The 21,432-nt window shown below is 42.1% G+C and carries 18 protein-coding genes and 3 tRNA genes; 6 read left to right on the forward strand and 15 right to left on the reverse strand.

Annotated elements, in window-relative coordinates; all coding sequences use genetic code 11:
* Positions 1–176: 176 nt before the first annotated feature.
* The 8 genes from HQQ94_RS16090 to HQQ94_RS16125 form a co-directional block, all read right to left on the reverse strand.
* Positions 177–449, reverse strand: coding sequence for an HU family DNA-binding protein (locus HQQ94_RS16090; RefSeq protein WP_173295359.1), 273 nt, complete (start codon positions 447–449; stop codon positions 177–179).
* A 260-nt stretch (positions 450–709) separates the two neighbouring features.
* Entirely contained in the window at positions 710–3,067 is a 2,358-nt protein-coding gene (gene lon, locus HQQ94_RS16095) for an endopeptidase La (protein ID WP_173295360.1), read from the reverse strand.
* A gap of 146 nt (positions 3,068–3,213) precedes the next feature.
* Complete coding sequence (gene clpX, locus HQQ94_RS16100) at positions 3,214–4,494, reverse strand: ATP-dependent protease ATP-binding subunit ClpX (RefSeq protein ID WP_173295361.1); 1,281 nt, start codon at positions 4,492–4,494, stop codon at positions 3,214–3,216.
* Between the two features lie 81 nt (positions 4,495–4,575).
* Positions 4,576–5,187, reverse strand: a complete 612-nt coding sequence (gene clpP / locus HQQ94_RS16105; RefSeq protein ID WP_173295362.1) for an ATP-dependent Clp endopeptidase proteolytic subunit ClpP — start codon at positions 5,185–5,187, stop codon at positions 4,576–4,578.
* 90 nt (positions 5,188–5,277) lie between these two features.
* A complete protein-coding gene (tig, locus tag HQQ94_RS16110; protein ID WP_173295363.1) occupies positions 5,278–6,582 on the reverse strand; it encodes a trigger factor in 1,305 nt (434 codons plus the stop codon).
* Positions 6,583–6,836: 254 nt separating this feature from the next.
* Positions 6,837–6,912, reverse strand: a tRNA-His gene (locus HQQ94_RS16115).
* 8 nt (positions 6,913–6,920) lie between these two features.
* Positions 6,921–6,997 (reverse strand) — tRNA-Arg (locus HQQ94_RS16120).
* Between the two features lie 89 nt (positions 6,998–7,086).
* A tRNA-Pro gene (locus HQQ94_RS16125) sits at positions 7,087–7,163 on the reverse strand.
* A gap of 352 nt (positions 7,164–7,515) precedes the next feature.
* On the opposite strand from HQQ94_RS16125, the gene folD reads away from it, so the two are divergent.
* Positions 7,516–8,370 (forward strand): bifunctional methylenetetrahydrofolate dehydrogenase/methenyltetrahydrofolate cyclohydrolase FolD, encoded by an 855-nt coding sequence (gene folD / locus HQQ94_RS16130; protein ID WP_173295364.1) that lies wholly within the window; start codon positions 7,516–7,518, stop codon positions 8,368–8,370.
* A 154-nt stretch (positions 8,371–8,524) separates the two neighbouring features.
* Here folD and cysS read toward each other — a convergent pair whose 3' ends face one another.
* Positions 8,525–9,904: a cysteine--tRNA ligase gene (gene cysS, locus HQQ94_RS16135; RefSeq protein ID WP_173295365.1), complete on the reverse strand. Its 1,380-nt coding sequence runs from the start codon at positions 9,902–9,904 to the stop codon at positions 8,525–8,527.
* Between the two features lie 180 nt (positions 9,905–10,084).
* Here cysS and HQQ94_RS16140 point away from each other — a divergent pair, with 180 nt between their 5' ends.
* Complete coding sequence (locus HQQ94_RS16140; RefSeq protein WP_173295366.1) at positions 10,085–10,585, forward strand: peptidylprolyl isomerase; 501 nt, start codon at positions 10,085–10,087, stop codon at positions 10,583–10,585.
* Positions 10,586–10,594: 9 nt separating this feature from the next.
* Positions 10,595–11,335: a UDP-2,3-diacylglucosamine diphosphatase gene (locus HQQ94_RS16145; protein ID WP_173295367.1), complete on the forward strand. Its 741-nt coding sequence runs from the start codon at positions 10,595–10,597 to the stop codon at positions 11,333–11,335.
* Here HQQ94_RS16145 and miaE read toward each other — a convergent pair.
* Positions 11,332–12,111, reverse strand: coding sequence for a tRNA isopentenyl-2-thiomethyl-A-37 hydroxylase MiaE (gene miaE, locus HQQ94_RS16150; protein ID WP_173295368.1), 780 nt, complete (start codon positions 12,109–12,111; stop codon positions 11,332–11,334). The two genes, HQQ94_RS16145 and miaE, sit on opposite strands and share 4 nt — an antisense overlap.
* A 464-nt stretch (positions 12,112–12,575) precedes the next feature.
* On the opposite strand from miaE, the gene HQQ94_RS16155 reads away from it, so the two are divergent.
* Positions 12,576–13,175 (forward strand): Yip1 family protein, encoded by a 600-nt coding sequence (locus HQQ94_RS16155; protein WP_173295369.1) that lies wholly within the window; start codon positions 12,576–12,578, stop codon positions 13,173–13,175.
* A gap of 64 nt (positions 13,176–13,239) precedes the next feature.
* Here the strand turns inward: HQQ94_RS16155 and glnS are convergent, their stop codons facing one another.
* The 3 genes from glnS to HQQ94_RS16170 all read right to left on the reverse strand — a co-directional run bounded on the left by glnS (position 13,240) and on the right by HQQ94_RS16170 (position 17,626).
* Positions 13,240–14,910 (reverse strand): glutamine--tRNA ligase, encoded by a 1,671-nt coding sequence (gene glnS / locus HQQ94_RS16160; RefSeq protein ID WP_173295370.1) that lies wholly within the window; start codon positions 14,908–14,910, stop codon positions 13,240–13,242.
* Between the two features lie 165 nt (positions 14,911–15,075).
* On the reverse strand, positions 15,076–17,370 hold the full coding sequence (gene feoB, locus HQQ94_RS16165) for a Fe(2+) transporter permease subunit FeoB (RefSeq protein ID WP_173295371.1): 2,295 nt from the start codon (positions 17,368–17,370) through the stop codon (positions 15,076–15,078).
* Positions 17,363–17,626: a FeoA family protein gene (locus tag HQQ94_RS16170; RefSeq protein WP_173295372.1), complete on the reverse strand. Its 264-nt coding sequence runs from the start codon at positions 17,624–17,626 to the stop codon at positions 17,363–17,365. Before HQQ94_RS16170 ends, feoB begins: the two co-directional genes overlap by 8 nt.
* A 611-nt stretch (positions 17,627–18,237) precedes the next feature.
* Here HQQ94_RS16170 and HQQ94_RS16175 point away from each other — a divergent pair.
* Both HQQ94_RS16175 and panP read left to right on the forward strand, forming a co-directional pair.
* Positions 18,238–18,474 carry a glycerate kinase gene (locus HQQ94_RS16175; RefSeq protein WP_173295373.1) on the forward strand — a complete coding sequence of 79 codons (237 nt, stop codon included), beginning with the start codon at positions 18,238–18,240 and terminating at the stop codon, positions 18,472–18,474.
* Positions 18,475–18,654: 180 nt separating this feature from the next.
* Positions 18,655–20,331, forward strand: a complete 1,677-nt coding sequence (gene panP / locus HQQ94_RS16180) for a pyridoxal-dependent aspartate 1-decarboxylase PanP (protein ID WP_173295374.1) — start codon at positions 18,655–18,657, stop codon at positions 20,329–20,331.
* Positions 20,332–20,388: 57 nt separating this feature from the next.
* Here the strand turns inward: panP and HQQ94_RS16185 are convergent, their stop codons facing one another.
* Both HQQ94_RS16185 and HQQ94_RS16190 read right to left on the reverse strand, forming a co-directional pair.
* A complete protein-coding gene (locus HQQ94_RS16185; protein WP_173295375.1) occupies positions 20,389–20,985 on the reverse strand; it encodes a GNAT family N-acetyltransferase in 597 nt (198 codons plus the stop codon).
* Between the two features lie 44 nt (positions 20,986–21,029).
* Positions 21,030–21,431: a thiol-disulfide oxidoreductase DCC family protein gene (locus HQQ94_RS16190; RefSeq protein ID WP_173295376.1), complete on the reverse strand. Its 402-nt coding sequence runs from the start codon at positions 21,429–21,431 to the stop codon at positions 21,030–21,032.
* Position 21,432 lies beyond the last annotated feature (1 nt).

The following is a 21,432-nucleotide window of genomic DNA, read 5'->3' on the forward strand; positions in this document are numbered from 1 at the left end:
AAAGGCGCATCACGGTGTTCGAGATGCGCCTTTTCGTAAACATTAAGGCTAAGCCAAGCTAAGGCTCAACTCATCCTTACCATACTTACTGTCGATAAACACCGCCAATGAGCAGTGCTTTATCTCTATAAGAAGCTCATTAAGAGAGTATAAAGCCTGATAAGGCCAACACTGTCTTAGTTGACAGCGTCTTTTAGCGCTTTTCCTGCTTTAAATGCAGGAATATTAGCCGCAGCAATCTTTATTTCTGCACCCGTCTGTGGATTACGACCAGTACGTTCTGCGCGTTGACGCACTTCAAAAGTACCAAAACCAACAAGAGAAATCTTATCGCCATCTTTTAAGCCGTCGGTAACAGCCCCAATGAAAGAGTTCAATGCGCGTTCAGCGGCAGCTTTAGTAATGTCCGCACCAGAAGCGATTTTCTCGATTAATTCAGATTTGTTCATGTCATCCCCTTGAATGTAGTTTTCTGTATCGCAACCAACTCCTTCACTGGAATGGTCTACGAAGCTTTTATAACAAGCTTGAAATTAAATTTCAAGCTCTACAGGAAAAGCAAATATATATTATTAAAAAATAGCTCAAAAGCAGTTGCCGCAAGGGCTTGAGAACAGTGAGCTAACTGCTAACCTAGGCTACCACAGCTCACGACTTTAAAAAGCCCCTTTTTGCATTTTTTTTACTGCTATTGGTAAGTATTTTTGCATTAACCCAAATTTTTCACGATTTCAAAGCCTTCAACTGGACGTTCTAACGCCAATTTCAAGACTTCGTCCACCCAACGCACTGAATGAATTGTCAGATCAGCAACGACATTAGCGGGAATCTCTTCCAAATCACGCTCATTCTCTTTCGGAATCAACACCACTTTTATGCCACCACGGTGCGCTGCAAGCAGTTTCTCTTTCAATCCACCAATGGGAAGCACTTCACCGCGCAGGGTAATTTCTCCTGTCATGGCAACATCGGCTCGTACAGGATTACCGGTTAAACTTGACACTAATGCGGTGCACATCGCAGCGCCGGCAGATGGACCATCTTTGGGCGTTGCCCCTTCTGGTACATGCACATGGATGTCTCGTTTTTCGTAAAAATCAGGATTGATGCCTAATTGATCAACACGAGCTCTGACCACAGTCATGGCAGCTTGAATCGATTCTTGCATTACATCACCCAGCGAACCTGTATAACTAAGCTTACCTTTGCCTGGCACTGATGTCGCTTCAATGGTCAGTAAATCACCCCCAACTTCAGTCCATGCAAGTCCCGTCACTTGGCCAATTTGGTTATTCGATTCCGCTTTACCATAATCACAACGCTGCACGCCTAAGAATGACTTAAGGTTGTCTTGGGTCACATCAATATGTTTAACACTCTTATCGAGCAAAATTTGCTTAACCACTTTACGGCAAATTTTCGACAACTCACGCTCAAGTGAACGTACTCCCGCTTCACGGGTGTAGTAACGAATAATGCCTATAATGGCACAATCGTGAACGGTCACCTCTTTAGGCTTAAGTCCATTGCGTTCGATCTGTTTTTGCAACAAGTGCTGCTTAGCAATGTTAAGTTTTTCATCTTCGGTGTAACCAGAAAGACGGATCACTTCCATACGGTCCAATAATGGACCTGGGATATTCATCGAGTTAGATGTGGCAACAAACATCACATCAGACAGATCATAATCGACTTCTAAGTAATGGTCACTAAAACTAGAATTCTGTTCAGGATCCAGTACCTCTAACAAAGCCGATGCGGGGTCGCCGCGCATATCTGAACTCATTTTATCGATTTCATCGAGTAAGAAAAGTGGATTTTTAACCCCAACTTTAGCCATTTTTTGAATGACTTTACCCGGCATGGAACCAATATAAGTTCGGCGATGACCACGGATCTCAGCCTCATCACGCACCCCACCTAACGCAACACGTACATATTGACGTCCGGTGGCTTTAGCAATTGACTGACCTAACGATGTTTTCCCAACCCCTGGTGGCCCAACTAAACACAAAATAGGACCTTTGAGCTGCCTAACTCGACTTTGAACCGCAAGGTATTCTAAAATGCGTTCTTTGACTTTTTCAAGTCCAAAATGATCTGCATCAAGTAAATCTTGCGCTTTGGCTAGATCACGTTTAATTTTTGAACGCTTATGCCAAGGCACTGATATCATCCAATCAACATAGCTGCGAACCACCGTCGCTTCTGCCGACATAGGTGACATCATTTTTAATTTGTTCAGCTCAGCAGTGGCTTTATCTTTGGCCTCTTCAGGCATTTTAGCGTCTTCAATCTTACGTGCTAAGGATTCAAATTCATCATGGGATTCGTCAATGTCCCCAAGCTCTTTTTGAATCGCCTTCATCTGCTCGTTAAGATAATACTCTCGCTGGCTCTTTTCCATCTGCTTTTTAACGCGAGAACGGATCCGCTTTTCAACTTGAAGTAAGTCAATTTCTGACTCCATCATCGCCATCAAATATTCAAGGCGCTCAGAAACATCAACCATCTCCAAGACAGATTGCTTATCTTCAAGCTTAAGCGGCATGTGCGCAGCCATGGTATCGGCTAAACGCGGCGCTTCATCGATGCCCGATAATGAAGTAAGTACTTCAGGAGGGATTTTCTTATTAAGCTTGATGTAACCTTCAAATTGCCCTACAGCAGAACGTACCAGTACTTCTTCTTCTTTCTCAGCCATTGGCTCAGACTCGAGGTACAGGGCTGTCGCAACGAAAAATGACTCTTCATCTGTGTATTTTTCAATACGTGCGCGCTTGACGCCTTCGACCAACACTTTAACCGTGCCATCAGGCAGTTTTAATAACTGTAAAATTGATGCGACTGTGCCTACCTCAAAAATGTCATCGGTACTTGGCTCGTCCTGCTCAGCATCTCGCTGAGCAACTAAAATAATTTGTTTGTCTTGCTCCATCGCTGTTTCCAGACAACGAATAGACTTTTCCCGTCCTACGAATAACGGAATGACCATATGGGGATACACCACAACATCTCTTAGTGGCAGTACGGGTAGTTCGATTCGCGCTTCACTCTCTTGTGTCATAGCTCGATTCCGTTTGCTGATAATACTCATCAGTATATTGGGATGAATTGATTGGTTTCAATAGCTAATAGCCATTTAATAAGCCGAGAGTATAAAAAAGGAGCCATATAGGCTCCAGTTTTTCAACTTATGAGGGGTTCGCTGAATTATTGTTCAGCGCCTGCCGCTTTAGATTCACTATTTTCGTAAATGAGGATCGGCGTCGACTCCCCATTAACGACTGATTCATCTATAACCACTTTGGCCACATTATCAATAGAAGGAAGATCATACATAACATCAAGTAAGATCCCCTCAACGATAGAACGGAGACCACGCGCACCAGTTTTACGTGTCTTGGCTTTGACCGCTATCGCTTTAAGCGCATCTTCACGGAACTCAAGTTCTACCTCTTCCATTTCGAACAACGCTGAGAATTGCTTAGTCAAGGCATTCTTAGGCTCAGATAATATCTGTACTAACGCCTCATCGTCAAGCTCAGCCAGTGTAGCAAGCACAGGAAGGCGTCCAATAAACTCTGGAATTAACCCGTATTTAACCAAATCTTCAGGCTCGACTTGCATTAAGGTTTCAGAGATTGTCGCCTTATCGTCTTCACCTTTAACTTGTGCACTAAAACCAATACCGGTTCCCGTGTGAGCACGTTGTTGAATCACTTTCTCTAACCCAGAGAATGCACCACCACAGATAAAGAGGATCTTAGAAGTATCTACTTGTAAGAACTCTTGCTGTGGGTGTTTACGCCCACCTTGAGGAGGCACAGCTGCAACAGTCCCTTCAATCAGCTTAAGCAAAGCTTGCTGTACACCTTCACCAGAGACATCACGGGTAATTGACGGGTTGTCCGACTTACGACTGATTTTGTCAATCTCATCGATATAAACGATGCCTCGTTGTGCCTTGTCAACATCATAATCACACTTTTGCAGTAATTTCTGAATGATATTTTCAACATCTTCACCCACATAACCCGCTTCAGTCAGCGTAGTTGCATCGGCCATGGTGAAAGGAACATTCAATAAACGCGCAAGTGTTTCTGCTAATAAGGTTTTACCACTACCTGTAGGACCAATTAGCAATATGTTACTCTTACCAAGCTCTACATCCTGTTTAGGATCCGCATTCTTTAAACGCTTATAGTGATTATATACCGCAACCGACAACACTTTTTTGGCCTTGTCTTGTCCTATGACATAATCGTCTAAATGCGCTCTTAACTCATGTGGAGTTGGTAACTTATCTTGATCTTGCTTAGGTGAGATTTCTTTAATCTCTTCCCTGATGATGTCGTTGCAAAGCTCTACACACTCATCGCAAACGTACACTGAAGGGCCTGCAATGAGTTTTCTCACCTCATGTTGGCTCTTACCACAAAAAGAGCAGTAGAGTAGTTTCCCACTATCACCTGTACTTTTGTTATCACTCATTACTCTACCTCTTGAACAGTCTGCACTACCGTCTAAATCACCTACAGCCTACACTTATCATAGCTCAGCCAAAGATAAAAATCAGCCCCGTTGCTCAAACACTGAGTCAACTAAGCCATATTCAGCAGCTTGTGCTGCGCTCATAAAGTTATCACGGTCTGTGTCACCCTCAATAACCTCCAAAGGCTGACCGGTATGATCGGCCAAAATTTGGTTTAATTTGTTTTTAATGCCAAGGATCTCTTGCGCATGTATCGCAATGTCAGAAGCCTGACCTTGAAAACCACCCAGTGGTTGATGGATCATAACACGTGAATTAGGTAAACAATGACGCTTACCCTTCGCCCCACCGGCGAGTAAAAAAGCCCCCATACTTGCCGCTTGCCCAATACACACAGTACTGACATTAGGCTTAATGAACTGCATGGTGTCATAAATAGCCATACCTGCAGTGACCGAGCCTCCTGGAGAGTTAATATAAAGAGAAATGTCTTGATCTGGATTCTCTGATTCTAAAAACAATAGCTGAGCCACAATAAGGTTAGCCATATGCTCTTCAACCTGACCCACTAAGAAGATGACACGCTCTTTAAGTAAACGAGAATAGATATCGTATGAACGCTCACCTTTAGCGGTTTGTTCAACCACCATAGGAACGAGTGCATTTAGTACTGATTCTGGTGCATTTTGCATTATTTATTATCCCTAAATAAAAACGGCTCGAATGAGGAACCTCATACGAGCCATTATAAATGGTGAACTGCCATTTAAGTCAAGTAAAGCTTAACCTTGTTGGGTCGCCTTGTTCATAAATTCTTCAAACTTGACAACTTTCTCGGTCACTTGGGCCGTTTTTAGCAATGCTTCAACCGCTTGTTCTTCAAGCGCAACATTACGCATGTTTTGCATCATCTCTTGATTACCATTGTAATAGGTAACCACTTCACTTGGATCTTCATATGCAGAAGCCATAGAAGCAATAAGCGCATTAACACGTTCGTCTTCGGCTTTGAGTTCATTAGTCTTAATGACTTCACCCAATAATAAACCAACTTTAACACGACGTTCAGCTTGTTCGGTAAATAAATCAGCTGGTAGTTCAGGCATGTTAGCCGCTTGTTCGCCGAAACGTTGCATGGCTTGCTTACGCAACACTTCTACTTCGCTTTCTACTAATGCCGTTGGTAATTCAAGTTCATTTTGCTCAAGTAAACCATTAAGCACCTGTTCTTTTACATTGGCTTTAAGTGCTTGTTCAAGTTCACGAGCCATATTTTTACTAATTTCAGCTTTAAGTGCTACTAAGCCACCTTCAGCGATACCGAAAAGTGTGGCAAATTCATCATTCACTTCAGGTAAGTTAGCCGCTTGAACTTGGTTCAAAGTAATGGTGAACTTAGCCAGTTTACCTTTCAAGTTTTCAGCATGGTAATCTTCAGGGAAAGTCACATCAATATCAAACTCTTCACCTGCTTTATGACCTTCAACCCCGGATTCAAAACCTGGGATCATGCGGCCAGAACCTAATTGAAGTTCGAAATCGTCAGCTTTACCACCTTCGAACTCTTCACCGTCAATAGAACCAACGAAGTTAACTTTCGCTTTGTCACCATCTGCAGCAGCACGTTCAACGGCTTCATACGTTGCATGTTGCTTACGCAATGTTTCAATCATGGTATCGACGTCAGACTCAGTCACATCAGAAGTGGGTTTTTCAACCACTATCGCATCAAGACCTTGCAACTCAACTTGTGGGTAGATTTCAAAAACAGCAACAAACTGAAAGCTATCTGTGTCTGATTCACCTGGCACAAATGTAGGTGCACCTGCTGGGTTTAATTTTTCAGCAATGATCGCTTCGACGAAATTACGCTGCATCACTTCGCCAGTAATATCTTGACGAATCGCAGTACCATAACGCTTATTGATGACACTGACAGGTACTTTTCCTGGGCGGAAACCTGGAAGACGAGCGCGCTTAGCTTCGTTTTTTAAACTATCGTTTACAGCTTTTTCAATCTGCTCAGCAGGAACAGAAATGGTCAGACGGCGCTCTAGGCCTTGTGTTGTTTCAACTGAAACTTGCATTTTCTTACCTCAAAATAAGTCTAACGTCCTGTGTAATAGTCGAATTTTCAACTATTAAAGTATTCGTTTCTTGATATTAGAAATTAACCAGTCAATTCATTTTTTCTGAATTTAGGTCCTAGTCACTCAATCATTAATCATTATCAAGACGAGACATTATAACGACGCTTTACTGCAGAGTCGACCACAAAACGTGAATTTAAGATGTAAAAAAAGCGACCTTAGGTCGCTTTTTTTACTTTCTTACGAAGAAATGGGGTGACTGATGGGGTTCGAACCCACGACAACCGGAATCACAATCCGGGACTCTACCAACTGAGCTACAATCACCACTGATTTGGTGCGCCCGGCAGGATTCGAACCTGCGGCCACCCGCTTAGAAGGCGGGTGCTCTATCCAACTGAGCTACGGGCGCTAAAAAATTAGTTTTTACTCAAATTTTATGCTTTATCATAAAATTTGTATCTTTCATTTTATTCACTACATACAGCAAATAAACAATATTGGTCGGTGATAGAGGATTCGAACCTCTGACCCTCTGGTCCCAAACCAGATGCGCTACCGGGCTGCGCTAATCACCGATGTCAGATAGAAGTAATCATTACTTTATCAATCGATTTCTTTCTTAAGCAAGTTTAATAAGGCTTATGCTTGAGAACGGAGCGCATCTTATCTTTTCACCCTAGATGCGTCAACGATTTTTTTATAAAGCAATAACACTTGCTCACTTTACCGACTAAAGAGTATAAAACGAGCGAAAAACCAATCACAAAGCGATTAATTTACGCTAGGTAACCCCATCACCTATTCGTTCGAAATTATCCGCATATAAGAACTGATTGTTACCTAGGTTATTAAATGACACCACCGCCTTGGCCTGTTAACATGTTATCGATTTTCATTATCGCGCCTTATAAAGGATATCCACCCTAGATGACAGCTCAAAGAATCGATGGTAAAGCCATTGCTCAATCCATTCGAATACAGCTCAAAGATAAAGTAACTGCCCGCAAAGAAGCAGGCAAAAGAGTACCAGGTTTAGCAGTGATCTTAGTCGGTGCAGATCCAGCCTCTCAAATCTATGTCGGCAGTAAGCGACGTGCCTGTGAAGAAGTGGGGTTTTTATCACGCTCATACGATTTAGAGTCAAGTACCTCTGAAGCCCAATTACTTTCACTCATCGATGAATGCAATCAAGATCCTGCAATCGATGGAATATTAATTCAGCTGCCCCTTCCTGCTCATATTGAAGAATCCAAGGTTATCGAACGCATTCGACCAGATAAAGATGTCGATGGCTTTCACCCTTATAATGTCGGTCGGCTCGCGCAACGCATACCGGTTTTACGCTCATGTACCCCAATGGGGATAATGACCCTGATTAAATCAACTGGGATTGATACTTATGGCTTAGATGCCACCATTGTAGGTGCATCAAATATTGTCGGTCGCCCAATGAGTCTGGAGCTTTTACTTGCAGGCTGTACCACAACAACGTGCCATCGATTTACCCGCAATCTCGAACAAAAAGTCAAACAAGCCGATATTGTGGTGGTCGCAGTCGGTAAACCAGGGTTTATTCCTGGGCATTGGATTAAACCGGGCGCTTTAGTGATCGATGTGGGCATTAACCGTCTCGAAGATGGTACACTTGTTGGTGATGTTCAATATGATGTTGCTGCTCAACATGCCCGTTTTATCACGCCAGTGCCTGGCGGTGTAGGTCCCATGACCATTGCAAGCCTGTTAGAAAATACACTGTCAGCTGCAGAGAAGTATCACGATTAGGCACAGTGCTAACAAACTACATGTTGCTCAACGTATGACCGGACCACACATCGGCATTTAAACACCACACCTTTCCATCCATGGAGTGTGAAGTGGCATCAATGTTCCTGACATAAAAAGCCTGCAACAGCAGGCTTTTTATGTATTAACCCATTTACTTTTTACGCCATGTGGTGCCATTAGGACCATCTTCTAAGATCACACCTAACGCAGCTAACCCATCACGGGCAACATCAGCAGCAGGCCAATCTTTTTCAACTCTCGCTCTATTACGCTCAACGATAAGTGCTTCAACCTGAGCCACTTCATCATCATTATGTTCACCTTTAAAAAAAGTGCTCACATCCTGCTCTAATAAACCAAGCACCCCAGCTAACTCTTTTAAGCGCACAGCAAGGGCTGATGCTTGAGCAAGATCGGTGATTTTCAAGCTATTTATCTCACGCACCATATCAAATAAAACAGAATACGCTTCCGGTGTATTAAAATCATCGTCCATCGCCAACGTAAACGTAGACACGTAACCCTCAGCAGCTGCGGGCGCCACCGTTAAATCCAAATCTTTAAGTGCTGTGTATAAACGCGCTAATGCCGACTTCGCTTGTTTAAGATTATCTTCACAATAATTTAATTGGCTACGATAATGACCAGACAGCAGAAAGTAACGAATAGTTTCAGGATCATAATGCGCCAATACATCCCTAATAGTAAAAAAATTATTAAGAGATTTAGACATTTTCTCTTTATCAACCATCACCATGCCTGTGTGCATCCAATAATTGACATAGGGAGTATTATGAGTACAGCAAGATTGTGCAATTTCATTTTCATGATGAGGAAACTGAAGATCTGAGCCACCGCCATGAATATCGAAATGTTGACCAAGATGCTTACTGTTCATGGCAGAGCATTCGATATGCCAACCTGGACGTCCAGGCCCCCATGGCGACTCCCATGTAGGCTCACCGGGCTTAGACATTTTCCATAACACAAAATCCATAGGATCGCGTTTGGTGTCTTCAACTTCAACACGCGCTCCTGCTTGAAGCTGGGTTAAATCTTGCCCTGACAAACGCCCATATTGTGGATATGACGTAACACTAAACAAGACATCACCATTCGCTGACACATAAGCATGATCCTTGTCGATAAGTGTTGTCACCATCTCGATGATGTCAGCAATATGTAAGGTCGCTCTTGGTTCTATATCAGGGCGGTGCATATTTAACGAATCAAAATCTCGGTGCATTTCACCAATCAAACGTGCCGTCAGTGAGTCACAGCTTTCATTATTTTCAGCAGCGCGCTTAATGATTTTATCGTCAACATCGGTGATGTTACGTACAAAATTGACGTCAAAACCTGAATAACGTAAATACCTTACAATCATGTCGAAAGCAACAAAAGTACGCCCGTGACCAATATGACATAGGTCATAGATGGTGATCCCACACACATACATACCCACTTTACCGGGCTGTAATGGTTTGAATTCCTCTTTTTGGCGGGTCAGGCTGTTGTATAGCTTCAACATCGATATTCTCTTCTACGAAAAACAAATAAAATGGTCAACTAGTCTATCATTGGCAAACAGGTGCTTCCATTAGTTTTAAGCCTTAGCGGTGTGATTATTCATGCTTAGCACTTTAAGCCCCTGTGTATTTACGTTAGAATCCTGTCACTATTTATATTTTCCCCATATGAGAATCTAATCATGATCACGCTTCATACCAATCACGGTGATATCGTCCTCACTCTCGAAACAGAAAAAGCCCCAAACACAGCAGCTAATTTCACTAAATATGTTAAAGAAGGCTTCTTTGATAGCACTATTTTTCACCGAGTTATTGACGGTTTCATGATCCAAGGTGGCGGATTTACTGAAGATATGACCCAAAAAGAAAATGGTGAAACCATCAAAAATGAAGCCAATAATGGTTTATCTAATGTGATTGGTACTGTGGCAATGGCAAGAACCTCTGATCCACATTCAGCAACTGCTCAGTTCTTTATCAACATTAACGATAATACTTTCCTTGATTTTACATCTGAGACTGCTCAAGGTTGGGGTTACTGTGTATTTGGTAAAGTCACTGCTGGTATGGATGTTGTCAATAAAATCAAAACGGTTAACACTGGTAATAATGGCATGCATCAAGATGTGCCTCTTGAAGCCGTGATTATCGAAAAAGTCACCATGACTGACGCTGAATAAGTCTGTTTAATGCGTACACTTTTTATTGGCGATCTGCACTTAGCGGCTGATCGCCCTGATATCACTACCGCATTCACTCACTTCCTTGATACAGAACTCAATGATGTCGACGCCCTGTATATTTTAGGGGATCTCTTTGAAGTGTGGATTGGTGATGACATTGCTGAGCCTTTTGCACTTGAACTGGCAGCAAAGCTAAAAGTTATCTCTACTCGCCTGCCTATTTACTATCTCCATGGCAACAGAGATTTTCTTATCGGCAATGCATACGCAAAACAATCTGGAATGATATTATTACCCGAAATTCACTCACTGAATTTGTATGGCGTACCAACCATTATTCTTCATGGTGACAGTTTATGTACGCTAGATAAGGCCTATCAGAGATTCAGGTGCTTTAGAAACCTAACATTGGCAAAATGGCTCTATTGTAAGCTGCCTCAGCAAACTCGCAGGAACATTGCTCGTAATATCCGCGATAAGAGTACGCAAAGCAACCAGCGTAAAAGTGTACACATCATGGATGTAGAAACTGAGGCCGTCAATGCATTGCTGGAGCAAACAAACAGTGTACAAATGATCCATGGCCATACTCATCGACCTAATGTACATATTATTGAAACCCACTCTGGCATTGCAAAAAAGCGAATTGTCGTTGGCGACTGGTATGAACAAACCAGTGTGCTTAGTGTCAGTGCTAATAACATCAATCTATCAAGCAGGCCACTGGTAACTGAGTCGGCTCTCTAGTCTTTCTCGACCCCTTGGGCACCGCTGTGGAAATTAAACTCATGATCAATTGCAGTGATAAGCTCTGCCTCTCGTGCTCCAATAATAGCCACCCGCTCACTGATATCGACAGTGGCTATTGCTTCAGCTAATACTAAATAATCTTGGTAATGCCTCGCCTCAGAACGTAATAAAGAAACATAGAATTTATTAAGCACTTCATCCAAATGCGGCGCAAGTTTAGCAAAGCGTTCACACGATCTCGCTTCAATAAAAGCCCCAATAATCAATTTGTCTATCATGCTGGCAGGCTCATGAGTACGCACCAATTTCATCATTCCTTTTGCATATCGTCCCGCCCTGCGATTTTCATAAGGAATATTCCTTGCATGCATAATCGCTAATACTTGCTCAAAATGATGAAACTCTTCTTTGATAAGTCTGACCATTTTACTGATTAGCACACTCCCCTGCTCAAAGCCTTGCTTAGCAACAAATTCAATGGCGACATCATTTTTTTTACTGTTGTTGACTAAAAAATCGGCGACGTTACTATCTTTGCCATACACAAAGTCTTCATACGGTTTGGCCCATTGCAACAAAAGTGTGCCACTGTCCTTATCAAGAGCATACTTTCTCATCAAAAACATCGCGGTTTGCGCTGCTTTTAACTCACAATTACAGTGATCGATTAATAAAGTAGCTAAATTTTCAGGCTTGATTGCAGCTGCAATCCAGCTATCGGGTGTGTCACATTTAAGAAAGGCGTGTATTGGAGCTAATAATTCTGAGTACATACTTCTGCTTAAGATGATGAAGAGTTAATCCGCTAGGGCTATTTTATCAGGATATCGTTTCGCGAAATAGAGCGCTATCGTGATCTTTAACATCTTCAGGGAAAAATTATCTCACTCGAACATGTACTGGTTACTCAAGCTGAAATAATGGCATATTTATCCCTTTTTTATTTTATCTACTTGTCTATAAAAATAAAGTTTACCTGATTAACGTTATCAAATAGATTGAATTTAACAAGTAAACAACAAAGTTGCTTGACTCGCCCCCTTTTTTGTTCAATAAATAAGCTTGTAGCATCCCTATATGTTCACTGAACATTGATAGGTGAGGTGTCGTGAGCCGTACGGTCTTTGGCAATGACCAAAGGCCAATACTCAAAAAACAATAATCATCGTATTTGAGTGTCAAGGGTTCGTCTGCAGTTTGGCGAGCAAAAAAGTTAAGCTAAACAAGGATAATTATAATGATATTGAATCACTTAATGGGGTTATACACACACCCAAAAGAAGAGTGGCACGCAATTGAGCAAAATCATGAGGCACTAAAAAGCAGTCTGAGTCATGTGTTATTAGTTGCACTCATTCCTGTGATCTGCACTTTTATTGCCTCCACAGAAATAGGCTGGAATTTAGGGGTTGGTGAGCCACTATTCTTAACACAACAAAGCGCTATATTAATGTCTGTAGGCATGTACTTTGGATTGATTGCAGGCGTATTAGCCTTAGCCTACCTGTCATTTTGGATGGCAAAGACCTTTGATGCCGATCCCAGTTTTACGCAAGCGTTAGAGCTCGCCTCCTATACCGCAACACCACTGTTTATGGTTGGCTTAGCCGCATTTTATCCTGCGATATGGTTTGTCATGCTCGTGGGCCTACTTGGGTTAACTTATTCAGTTTATCTGCTTTATACTGGTGTCCCTATTATTATGAATATCCCGGAAGAAAAAGGATTTATTTACGCAAGTTCGGTTGTGACAGCAGGCTTAGTGTTACTCGTTGCTCTGATGGCTTCAAGCGTCATATTATGGAGCATGGGGCTAGGTCCAATACATCAGTCATAAACAGATGTAAAAAAGGCTTTAGCAAACGCTAAAGCCTTTTTACGGTAATATCATCAAATGATAATTACTGTGATGAATCTCTTAAGGCAACCGTCAAATTGAAGACTAAACTGTCTGCCGTTGAATCTTTACTGTCGGCGCAGAAGTAACCTTCACGCTCAAACTGATAAGCATGTTCAGCTTCTGCATTAACAAGATTGGCTTCCACCAAACCATGAGCGATCACCAAGGAATTAGGATTAATAACCTCATCAACCGTCTCCGCAGCAGCTGGGTTGGGATCGGTAAATAAACGCTCATAAAGACGAAATTCTGCCGGTTTAGCCGTTGTCGCTTCAACCCAATGAATCACCCCTTTGACTTTACGACCATCTGAGGGGTTTTTCCCTAATGTTTCGTCATCATAGTGACAGTAAATCGTGGTAATATTACCGTCAGCATCTTTATCACAACGCTCAGCTTTGATCACATAGGCGTTACGTAAACGCACCTCTTTACCTTGCACTAAACGCTTGTACTTTTTATTGGCCTCTTCACGAAAATCATCAGCATCAATATAAATCTCGCGACCAAATGCTAACTCACGCGTTCCCATCACGTCGTGACTCGGGTGCACCGGAGCATTCAAAGTCTCGATTTGACCTTCAGGGTAATTTTCAATGATCACTTTAACCGGATGGATCACAGCCATAGCACGCGGTGCTTTATCATTAAGCTCCTCACGGATACATGCATCTAGCATCGCCACTTCTATCATGTTTTCTTGCTTAGTGACGCCGATGCGTAAGCAAAATTCACGAATAGAGGCCGCTGTATAACCACGGCGACGAAGACCTGCTATCGTTGGCATACGTGGGTCATCCCAACCTTGAACAAGGTTACGCACCACAAGATCATTTAGTTTACGTTTAGACATTAAGGTGTATTCAAGGTTTAACCGAGAGAATTCATATTGCCGTGTGCGGTCTGGTGTCTGAAAATCATGTAAGTTGTCCAATACCCAATCATACAAACGGCGGTTATCTTGAAACTCTAATGAACACAAAGAATGGCTAATATGCTCAATCGCATCTGAAATACAATGCGTAAAGTCATACATAGGATAAATGCACCACTTATCACCCGTTTGATGGTGGTGGGCAAAACGGACACGATAAATAATCGGATCTCGCATACACATAAAAGATGACGCCATATCGATTTTAGCGCGAAGTGAACATTCACCTTCTTTGTAGTCGCCTTTACGCATTTTTTCGAACAGCTCAAGGTTCTCTTCGACAGACACATCCCGATAAGGACTGTCCTTACCAGGCTCTGTTAATGTACCACGATATTCACGAGTCTCATCAGCATTGAGAAAACAGACATAGGCTAACCCTTTAGTGATCAACTCTATCGCGTATTGATGCAGCTTATCAAAATAGTTAGATGAATAACGAATATCACCATCCCATTGAAAACCTAACCATGTCACGTCTTCCTGAATGGAATGAACATAATTAATATCTTCTTTCTCAGGATTGGTATCATCGAAACGTAAATTACACTGACCGTTATAATCTTTTGCTATGCCAAAATTCAAGCAGATAGATTTAGCGTGACCAATATGAAGAAAACCATTTGGCTCAGGTGGAAAACGAGTATGCACACTAGTATGCTTACCGCTTTCAAGATCTTCATTTACAATACTACGAATGAAGTTACTAGGACGAACTTCGCTGTCCACATGGCTCATGTGATCCCTCTTAAAGAACAATATATTTTGATGTGATTAAAAATATCATCCTATATCTCACACCGAGATACAACGCTTGATACAGAAATAATTAACACTAAGCTTAATAAAACAAAAAAGCAGCGATAAACGCTGCTTTTTAATCCGATTAGAGGCAGTAAAATGCTATTCCATAATGATCTTAACCCCTGGAATTATGGTTTGCGCCCGTTTCGCTTTGCGCTTCAACCACAGATAGAAAATAACTAACGCAGAAACAAAGAAACCAATCCATAAACCTGACTGCAACGGATGCGATGTGAATGTTGCTGCCTGATAAAAAACCGTCGCTGTTCCGTAGGCTAATGCAAATGTCCACACGCCTGCAAAAGCAGCCCAACGACCACCAAACTCACCGACTAACGCTCCCATTGCTGCCACACAAGGTGTGTAAAGTAAAATGAAAAGTAAGTAAGAAAATGCCGCCGTGACGCCAGAAAATCCAGCTTGAAGTGCGGTAAATGTTGATGTATCAACCTCAAGTTCAGCCGATGCCGTCTCTACTGAAGAAAGATCGCCTACAGACAAAGAAAGCGGATCATCAAGTTGGATCCCAAACAGGTTGTCAGGAATGGTTGCGATTGCGTCATTGAGTGTTTCAATGAAAGGCGTCAACGCCTCTTCTCCATCGACGGGGGTGCTATACAAACTGTTTAATGTGCCCACCACTGCTTCTTTAGCAAAAATACCCGTGATAATTCCGACTGTCGCAGGCCAATTCTTCTGCTCTACGCCCATAGGTGCAAAGAAAGGGGTTATTTTTTGGCTTACCACACTCAATACTGACTCAGCACTGTCTTCATGGCCAAAGGTGCCATCAATCCCGATAGCATTAACAAAATTCAATAAGGTCACTACGATCACGATGGTTTTACCTGCGCCACGAATGAAGCTTTTAGTGCGCTTGGCGGTACGATTTAACACCGTTTTAAATTTAGGTTTCTCATAACTCGGTAATTCCATCACCACTGCACTACTGGTACCAGGGAGCAGCGTTGAGCGCAATAACAAACCTGTGCCAACCGCGGCGAGTACACCAATAATATAAAGCAAGAAAACTAAATTTTGCCCTGATTCAGGAAAAAATGCGGCCGCAAATAATGCGTAAACTGGTAGACGTGCCCCACATGACATAAACGGTGCCATCATGCCGGTAACAATTCGCTCACGTTCACTGCCCAACGTGCGGGTCGCCATAATGGCAGGTACTGAACAACCAAAGCCAACGATCATAGGCACAAATGCCTTTCCAGGTAGACCGATCCTGCGCATGAGGCCATCGACAACAAACGCCGCCCGAGCCATGTAACCTGAACCTTCTAACACCGAAAGCGCTAAAAACAAAGCAGCAATAACGGGAATAAAAGTGGCAACAGTTTGGATGCCTTGCCCCACACCACCAGCAATAATCGTCACTAACCAAGTAGGCGAACCTAGACTAGACATCAACGCACCAAGATGATCGACAAAAAGTGCCCCAGCGGTCATATCAAAAAAGTCAATAAACGCACTCCCCACATTGATACTAAACATGAACATCAAATACATAATGAAGAGAAAAACAGGGACACCCGCCACAGGGTGCAAGATCAACTTATCAAGCTTATCACTGACGGTTTCGGCTCCATGGGCAGCAACCGAAGAATGATACACATGTTGAACAAAATCAAAACGCGTTGTAGCAACCATTATTTCAATATCTTGGCCTTGACGCGCTAATGAATCGGAACATACGTTAACCTCATTTTGTATCGGATTTTCTGCAGCAGATCCGCAACCAGAGCCATTTGCCAAGATGGCTAACGCACGACCACGACTGAGCTTCTCATCATGAGATAAAAGTGAGCTAACGCCCGTTTCAATTTGAGCATCGTATCCTAACATTAACGGCGTACCGGAAACTTTGCCTTCAAGTAAAGCGATCACTTGATTTTTAACTTTCTCAATATCTCCTACATCGCGAGAACAAACACTGACCACAGGACACCCTAAGGTGTCACTCATCTTGGCCGTATCGATTTCTATTCCCTGTTTTTTAGCTGCATCAATTTTATTGAGTACCACAACGATGGGCACCCCCAACTCACGCAGTTGAACCGTCAGGTAAAGATGCCTTTCGATATTCGTTGCATCAACTAAATTGATAATCCCATCAATACGTTGCTCAACAAGGTATTGTTGTGCAATTTGCTCATCAAGAGAACAATCACAACTGCTGCCAGCAGGGAGTAAGTCGTAAATGCCAGGAAGGTCGGTAAGATAAACATCGGTATCATTAAGTGTAAACTGACCTGTTTTCTTCTCTACCGTCACCCCTGACCAGTTACCAACCTGTTGATTTGCGCCGGTTAGCGCATTAAAAAGCGTCGATTTACCTGCATTCGGATTACCCACGGTAACACAATGAAACTGCTTAACCATTCGCCTTTCCCACCTCTAATTCTACCACTTTCACAACCTCGATAATGTCAGCCAAATCACGACGCATACATAGTCGACTACCACGAATATCAAGCTCTAAACCCGAACCTAATGGCGCTTTTCTCAGCATACGGAAACGAGTATTTGGTGTGATCCCCATCGAAAGTAGCTTGCGTTTAACCACTGAAGGCAGATCCAATTGACCTACCAAAGCAATGGTGGCATATTCTCCTGGATGTAAATCACTTAATTTCATTATACTTTTACCTAGGGCCTGTTGACCTTTTGTCATTGTTTTTCAAAGAATTCATTACCATTTATACCAGACTTAGCTTGTGCAGTGCCGCTATTGTCTACCGATAAAATCACATGCAATAGAGCGACCATCACTGCGTATTATAAACGATAATAGTTTTCAATTGTATTATCTATTATGTGATAAAAGCCCAAACTAATAAATGACACAATCACATTAATCATTGTTCAACTTTATTTTTGAGAACGATTCTCACTACTATAGCGAGTATGGCTAACCTTAAAAAATCATTAAGTGATGTAAATCACACTTCTACTTTCCCTTTGTTATATTTTCCTTTTTACCTATGAATAACATACAGTTATTAACTTAAAGACAGCAAACTATTAACGTTAAGGGTATCAAATAAGCGAGTAAAGGACAGAAATGATAAACCCAACTAATACCAACACCACTTCAAAATGCAGGAGCAGATGTTCAGCATATCGAGCAGTGGCAGACTTCAAGCACATTCATTGCTTCCTGGCATTGTCATGATCAAAGAAAATATAAGTCAATGTCATTAAATATAACGCAACGCTCTACCATAGGAACACCAATGAAAATAGTTATTGCTCCCGATTCATTTAAAGAAAGCCTCAGCGCAAATTCCTGTTATCGCCATTGCAGGCAGTGTCAGTGTCAATGTGTTACTTGATCATGGCATTCATAATCTATTCTCTATTACCCCTAGAGCTATGCCACTGGAAGAGGCACTTGCCAATGTCAAACATAACTTGCAGGCCTGTTCAAGGAACATTGCCGCACTCTATGCCATGAACCTAAAACAATGCACCAAGGAAAAATAGGAAAACAACCCTATTTCTCGTTCAATCAAATCTGTTGGCCTACACAAACACATTAGCAATTTAACTTTGTCACTTGATGCACTAAAGCGCATCAAGTAAAGTAGCTCTCCATTTTGGGGATACTGCTTTTGATGAGTGATCTCATTAAGTCAGCAATCCTATAACAGGCGGGTATTTCCGATGACATTAAGAAAAGCAACGGCTTCTGAAGAGGCGCTACTGCGAATTTTTACCGTACCCGAAGCCCCTGATTCGACCTTAAGTGTCATTGAGAAAAATATCTCACAAAATCTAATGGGCTTCTTGCAAGCAAGTCTCGTTGCAGTCGAAAAACCACTATTAGAAATTGAACTTGATTTTCAACAACATCGAATACCTACAGCGCCTCAGTTTATCTCAGATTATGCCGATGAGATGATGAAAACCTTAGTGGCTCACTCGGTGCATACCTCATCGCCCAGTTTTATCGGCCACATGACCTCTGCGCTGCCTTACTTTGTGTTACCACTTTCTAAGATGATGGTCGGCCTAAATCAAAACCTCGTCAAAATTGAAACCTCCAAGGCCTTTACCCCACTTGAACGTCAAGTTCTCGGTATGATGCATCACCTTATTTATGATCAAAATGATGATTTCTATCAAAGTTGGATGCATAGTGCAGACGTGTCTTTAGGGGCCTTTTGCTCAGGGGGAACCGTGGCGAATATCACCGCATTATGGACGGCTCGCAATCAAGTACTAAAAGCTGATGGTGACTTTAAAGGCATTGCCGCACAAGGCTTAATCAAAGGGTTACGTCATTACGGTTATGACGATCTAGCCATTTTAGTATCAGAACGTGGTCATTATTCATTGGCTAAAACAGCCGACTTATTGGGCATAGGCCGAGATAATATTATTCCAATTCCCACTTCATCTAATAATAAGGTTGATGTGGTAAAAATGCGGCTCACAGCGGAAGAACTCACCAACCAAAACATAAAGGTGCTTGCCATTGTTGGTGTTGCTGGGACCACTGAAACAGGCAATATCGATCCATTAGATGAATTAGCCGATTTGGCCACAATGCTCGATTGTCATTTTCATATTGATGCCGCTTGGGGAGGCGCTTCTTTGTTATCCAACAAGTATCGCCACCTTCTCAAAGGTATTGAGAGAGCAGATTCTGTCACTATCGATGCGCACAAACAGATGTATGTGCCAATGGGGGCAGGCATGGTGATCTTCAAAGATCCCACATTTGCTAACGCCATTAAACACCACGCTGAATATATTTTACGCAAGGGGTCCAAAGACTTAGGCAGCCAGACATTGGAAGGATCACGGCCCGGTATGGCCATGTTAGTTCATGCTTGTTTGCAAATCATTGGTCGTGATGGTTATGAAATATTGATCAATAATAGCCTAGAAAAAGCCCGTCGATTTGCTCAATTAATCCATAAACACGATGCATTCGAACTTGTCTCAGAGCCTGAGCTCTGCTTATTAACCTATCGTTACGTCCCTAAAAAAGTGCAAATAGCCATGCAAGATGCTCGACACTCAGGGGACACACTACGCCTTATCGAATATAATCGTCTCTTAGATGGGCTCACTAAATTTATACAAAAACGTCAACGAGAACAAGGATCTTCATTTGTCTCACGTACTCGAATAAACCCTGAACCTAACATACTCAATATTAAAGCGGTGGTATTTAGGGTCGTCCTAGCGAACCCACTGACAACAGATAATATTTTAGAACAAATATTATTAGAGCAAATTGACATTGCGAGTCAAGAGATACGTTTTCTGCCACAATTGTTAACGTTAGCGAGCAGTGATTCACAGAGACAAGTCATTAAAAGAAGTAAGTAGATTTTGTCCAAATCACCTGAACTCTGTAAGCAGAGTTCAGGTTAGCTAGAAAACTTATTAATTGAATTTACTTCTACTCATAGTTGGCTTATCGAGTTCTAACTGCATAAATAGAGTATTGGTTATTCCTTCAGACTGATGAAAAGTAAAACCATTTTTTTCCATCACCATAATTGAAGCCATATTGTCAATATTGACCCCCCCTATAAATGATTTTATCTCCCCAGATGCTTTTGCCCATTCAACTAGTCCTGCAATCAATTCACTAGCAAAGCCTTTTCCCCAATAATCCTCTGCTAAAAGATAACCTAAATGCAGCTCACTTTTCATCTTATCTGACACTACTGAATTTTGCGGTAACTCCTGTGCCAATTCATGCAGAAAAACGAAACCGATAACCTGATCATGAAGGCGCTCTTTTACCACCAAAAAACAACTTTCATTAGCTCTGTCATTCATCCAGATAAGTGCATCTTCGATATGGTTTATTTTTTGCCAGCTCTCAGGCAAAGAAGCGGTGACTTTGGGGGTTAACGTGTCTAACACCGTTTGCGCCAATGTTAATTCGGAATCGCTACAACGCACTAAATCCCACCAACTCGATATGGTCAATCTAGCGGTTGTGAAACGACATAACTCTTCAAATTCATTCATATTCGGCCTCTTTATTCTACTGATAAAGTATTACTCAAATAGCATTAATCGATAAAACGGCTCAACACATCACTGGTTGGCAAGACACACGTATCGCGGCGACCAAATAGTGCATAGCGGTTTCGCCCTAACAATCGATAGAAAAAATCTCTGAACCTCCGAGGTAAAAATGTCAATATTGCTAATGCAGGCCAACCACCTGAAAGATGCTTAGTGATCACTAAAGCGGCATCACTTCTCATATAACATGTGTCATTTTTGATCAGAAAAAAAGTATCAGAATACTCCCCCTCTACACCATAACGTGCAATCAACGACTTAGCGGTATCGCTCTGCATCGGCGTAAATACAAAGCGATGATGAGGATCCCGATTAATAATAAAATTGACCGCCCAATGACACAAGTTACATTCGCCATCGAAAATGATAATGTTTTGATGTTCCATA

Origin of the sequence: Shewanella sp. VB17 (genome assembly GCF_013248905.1) — a bacterium.
GTDB lineage: Bacteria > Pseudomonadota > Gammaproteobacteria > Enterobacterales > Shewanellaceae > Shewanella.

Coding starts and splice junctions, on each gene's coding strand:
- HQQ94_RS16090 (WP_173295359.1), bottom strand. CDS start 449: ATGAACAAATCTGAATTAATCGAGAAAATCGCTTCTGGTGCGGACATT.
- lon (WP_173295360.1), bottom strand. CDS start 3,067: ATGACACAAGAGAGTGAAGCGCGAATCGAACTACCCGTACTGCCACTA.
- clpX (WP_173295361.1), bottom strand. CDS start 4,494: ATGAGTGATAACAAAAGTACAGGTGATAGTGGGAAACTACTCTACTGC.
- clpP (WP_173295362.1), bottom strand. CDS start 5,187: ATGCAAAATGCACCAGAATCAGTACTAAATGCACTCGTTCCTATGGTG.
- tig (WP_173295363.1), bottom strand. CDS start 6,582: ATGCAAGTTTCAGTTGAAACAACACAAGGCCTAGAGCGCCGTCTGACC.
- folD (WP_173295364.1), top strand. CDS start 7,516: ATGACAGCTCAAAGAATCGATGGTAAAGCCATTGCTCAATCCATTCGA.
- cysS (WP_173295365.1), bottom strand. CDS start 9,904: ATGTTGAAGCTATACAACAGCCTGACCCGCCAAAAAGAGGAATTCAAA.
- HQQ94_RS16140 (WP_173295366.1), top strand. CDS start 10,085: ATGATCACGCTTCATACCAATCACGGTGATATCGTCCTCACTCTCGAA.
- HQQ94_RS16145 (WP_173295367.1), top strand. CDS start 10,595: ATGCGTACACTTTTTATTGGCGATCTGCACTTAGCGGCTGATCGCCCT.
- miaE (WP_173295368.1), bottom strand. CDS start 12,111: ATGTACTCAGAATTATTAGCTCCAATACACGCCTTTCTTAAATGTGAC.
- HQQ94_RS16155 (WP_173295369.1), top strand. CDS start 12,576: ATGATATTGAATCACTTAATGGGGTTATACACACACCCAAAAGAAGAG.
- glnS (WP_173295370.1), bottom strand. CDS start 14,910: ATGAGCCATGTGGACAGCGAAGTTCGTCCTAGTAACTTCATTCGTAGT.
- feoB (WP_173295371.1), bottom strand. CDS start 17,370: ATGGTTAAGCAGTTTCATTGTGTTACCGTGGGTAATCCGAATGCAGGT.
- HQQ94_RS16170 (WP_173295372.1), bottom strand. CDS start 17,626: ATGAAATTAAGTGATTTACATCCAGGAGAATATGCCACCATTGCTTTG.
- panP (WP_173295374.1), top strand. CDS start 18,655: ATGACATTAAGAAAAGCAACGGCTTCTGAAGAGGCGCTACTGCGAATT.
- HQQ94_RS16185 (WP_173295375.1), bottom strand. CDS start 20,985: ATGAATGAATTTGAAGAGTTATGTCGTTTCACAACCGCTAGATTGACC.
- HQQ94_RS16190 (WP_173295376.1), bottom strand. CDS start 21,431: ATGGAACATCAAAACATTATCATTTTCGATGGCGAATGTAACTTGTGT.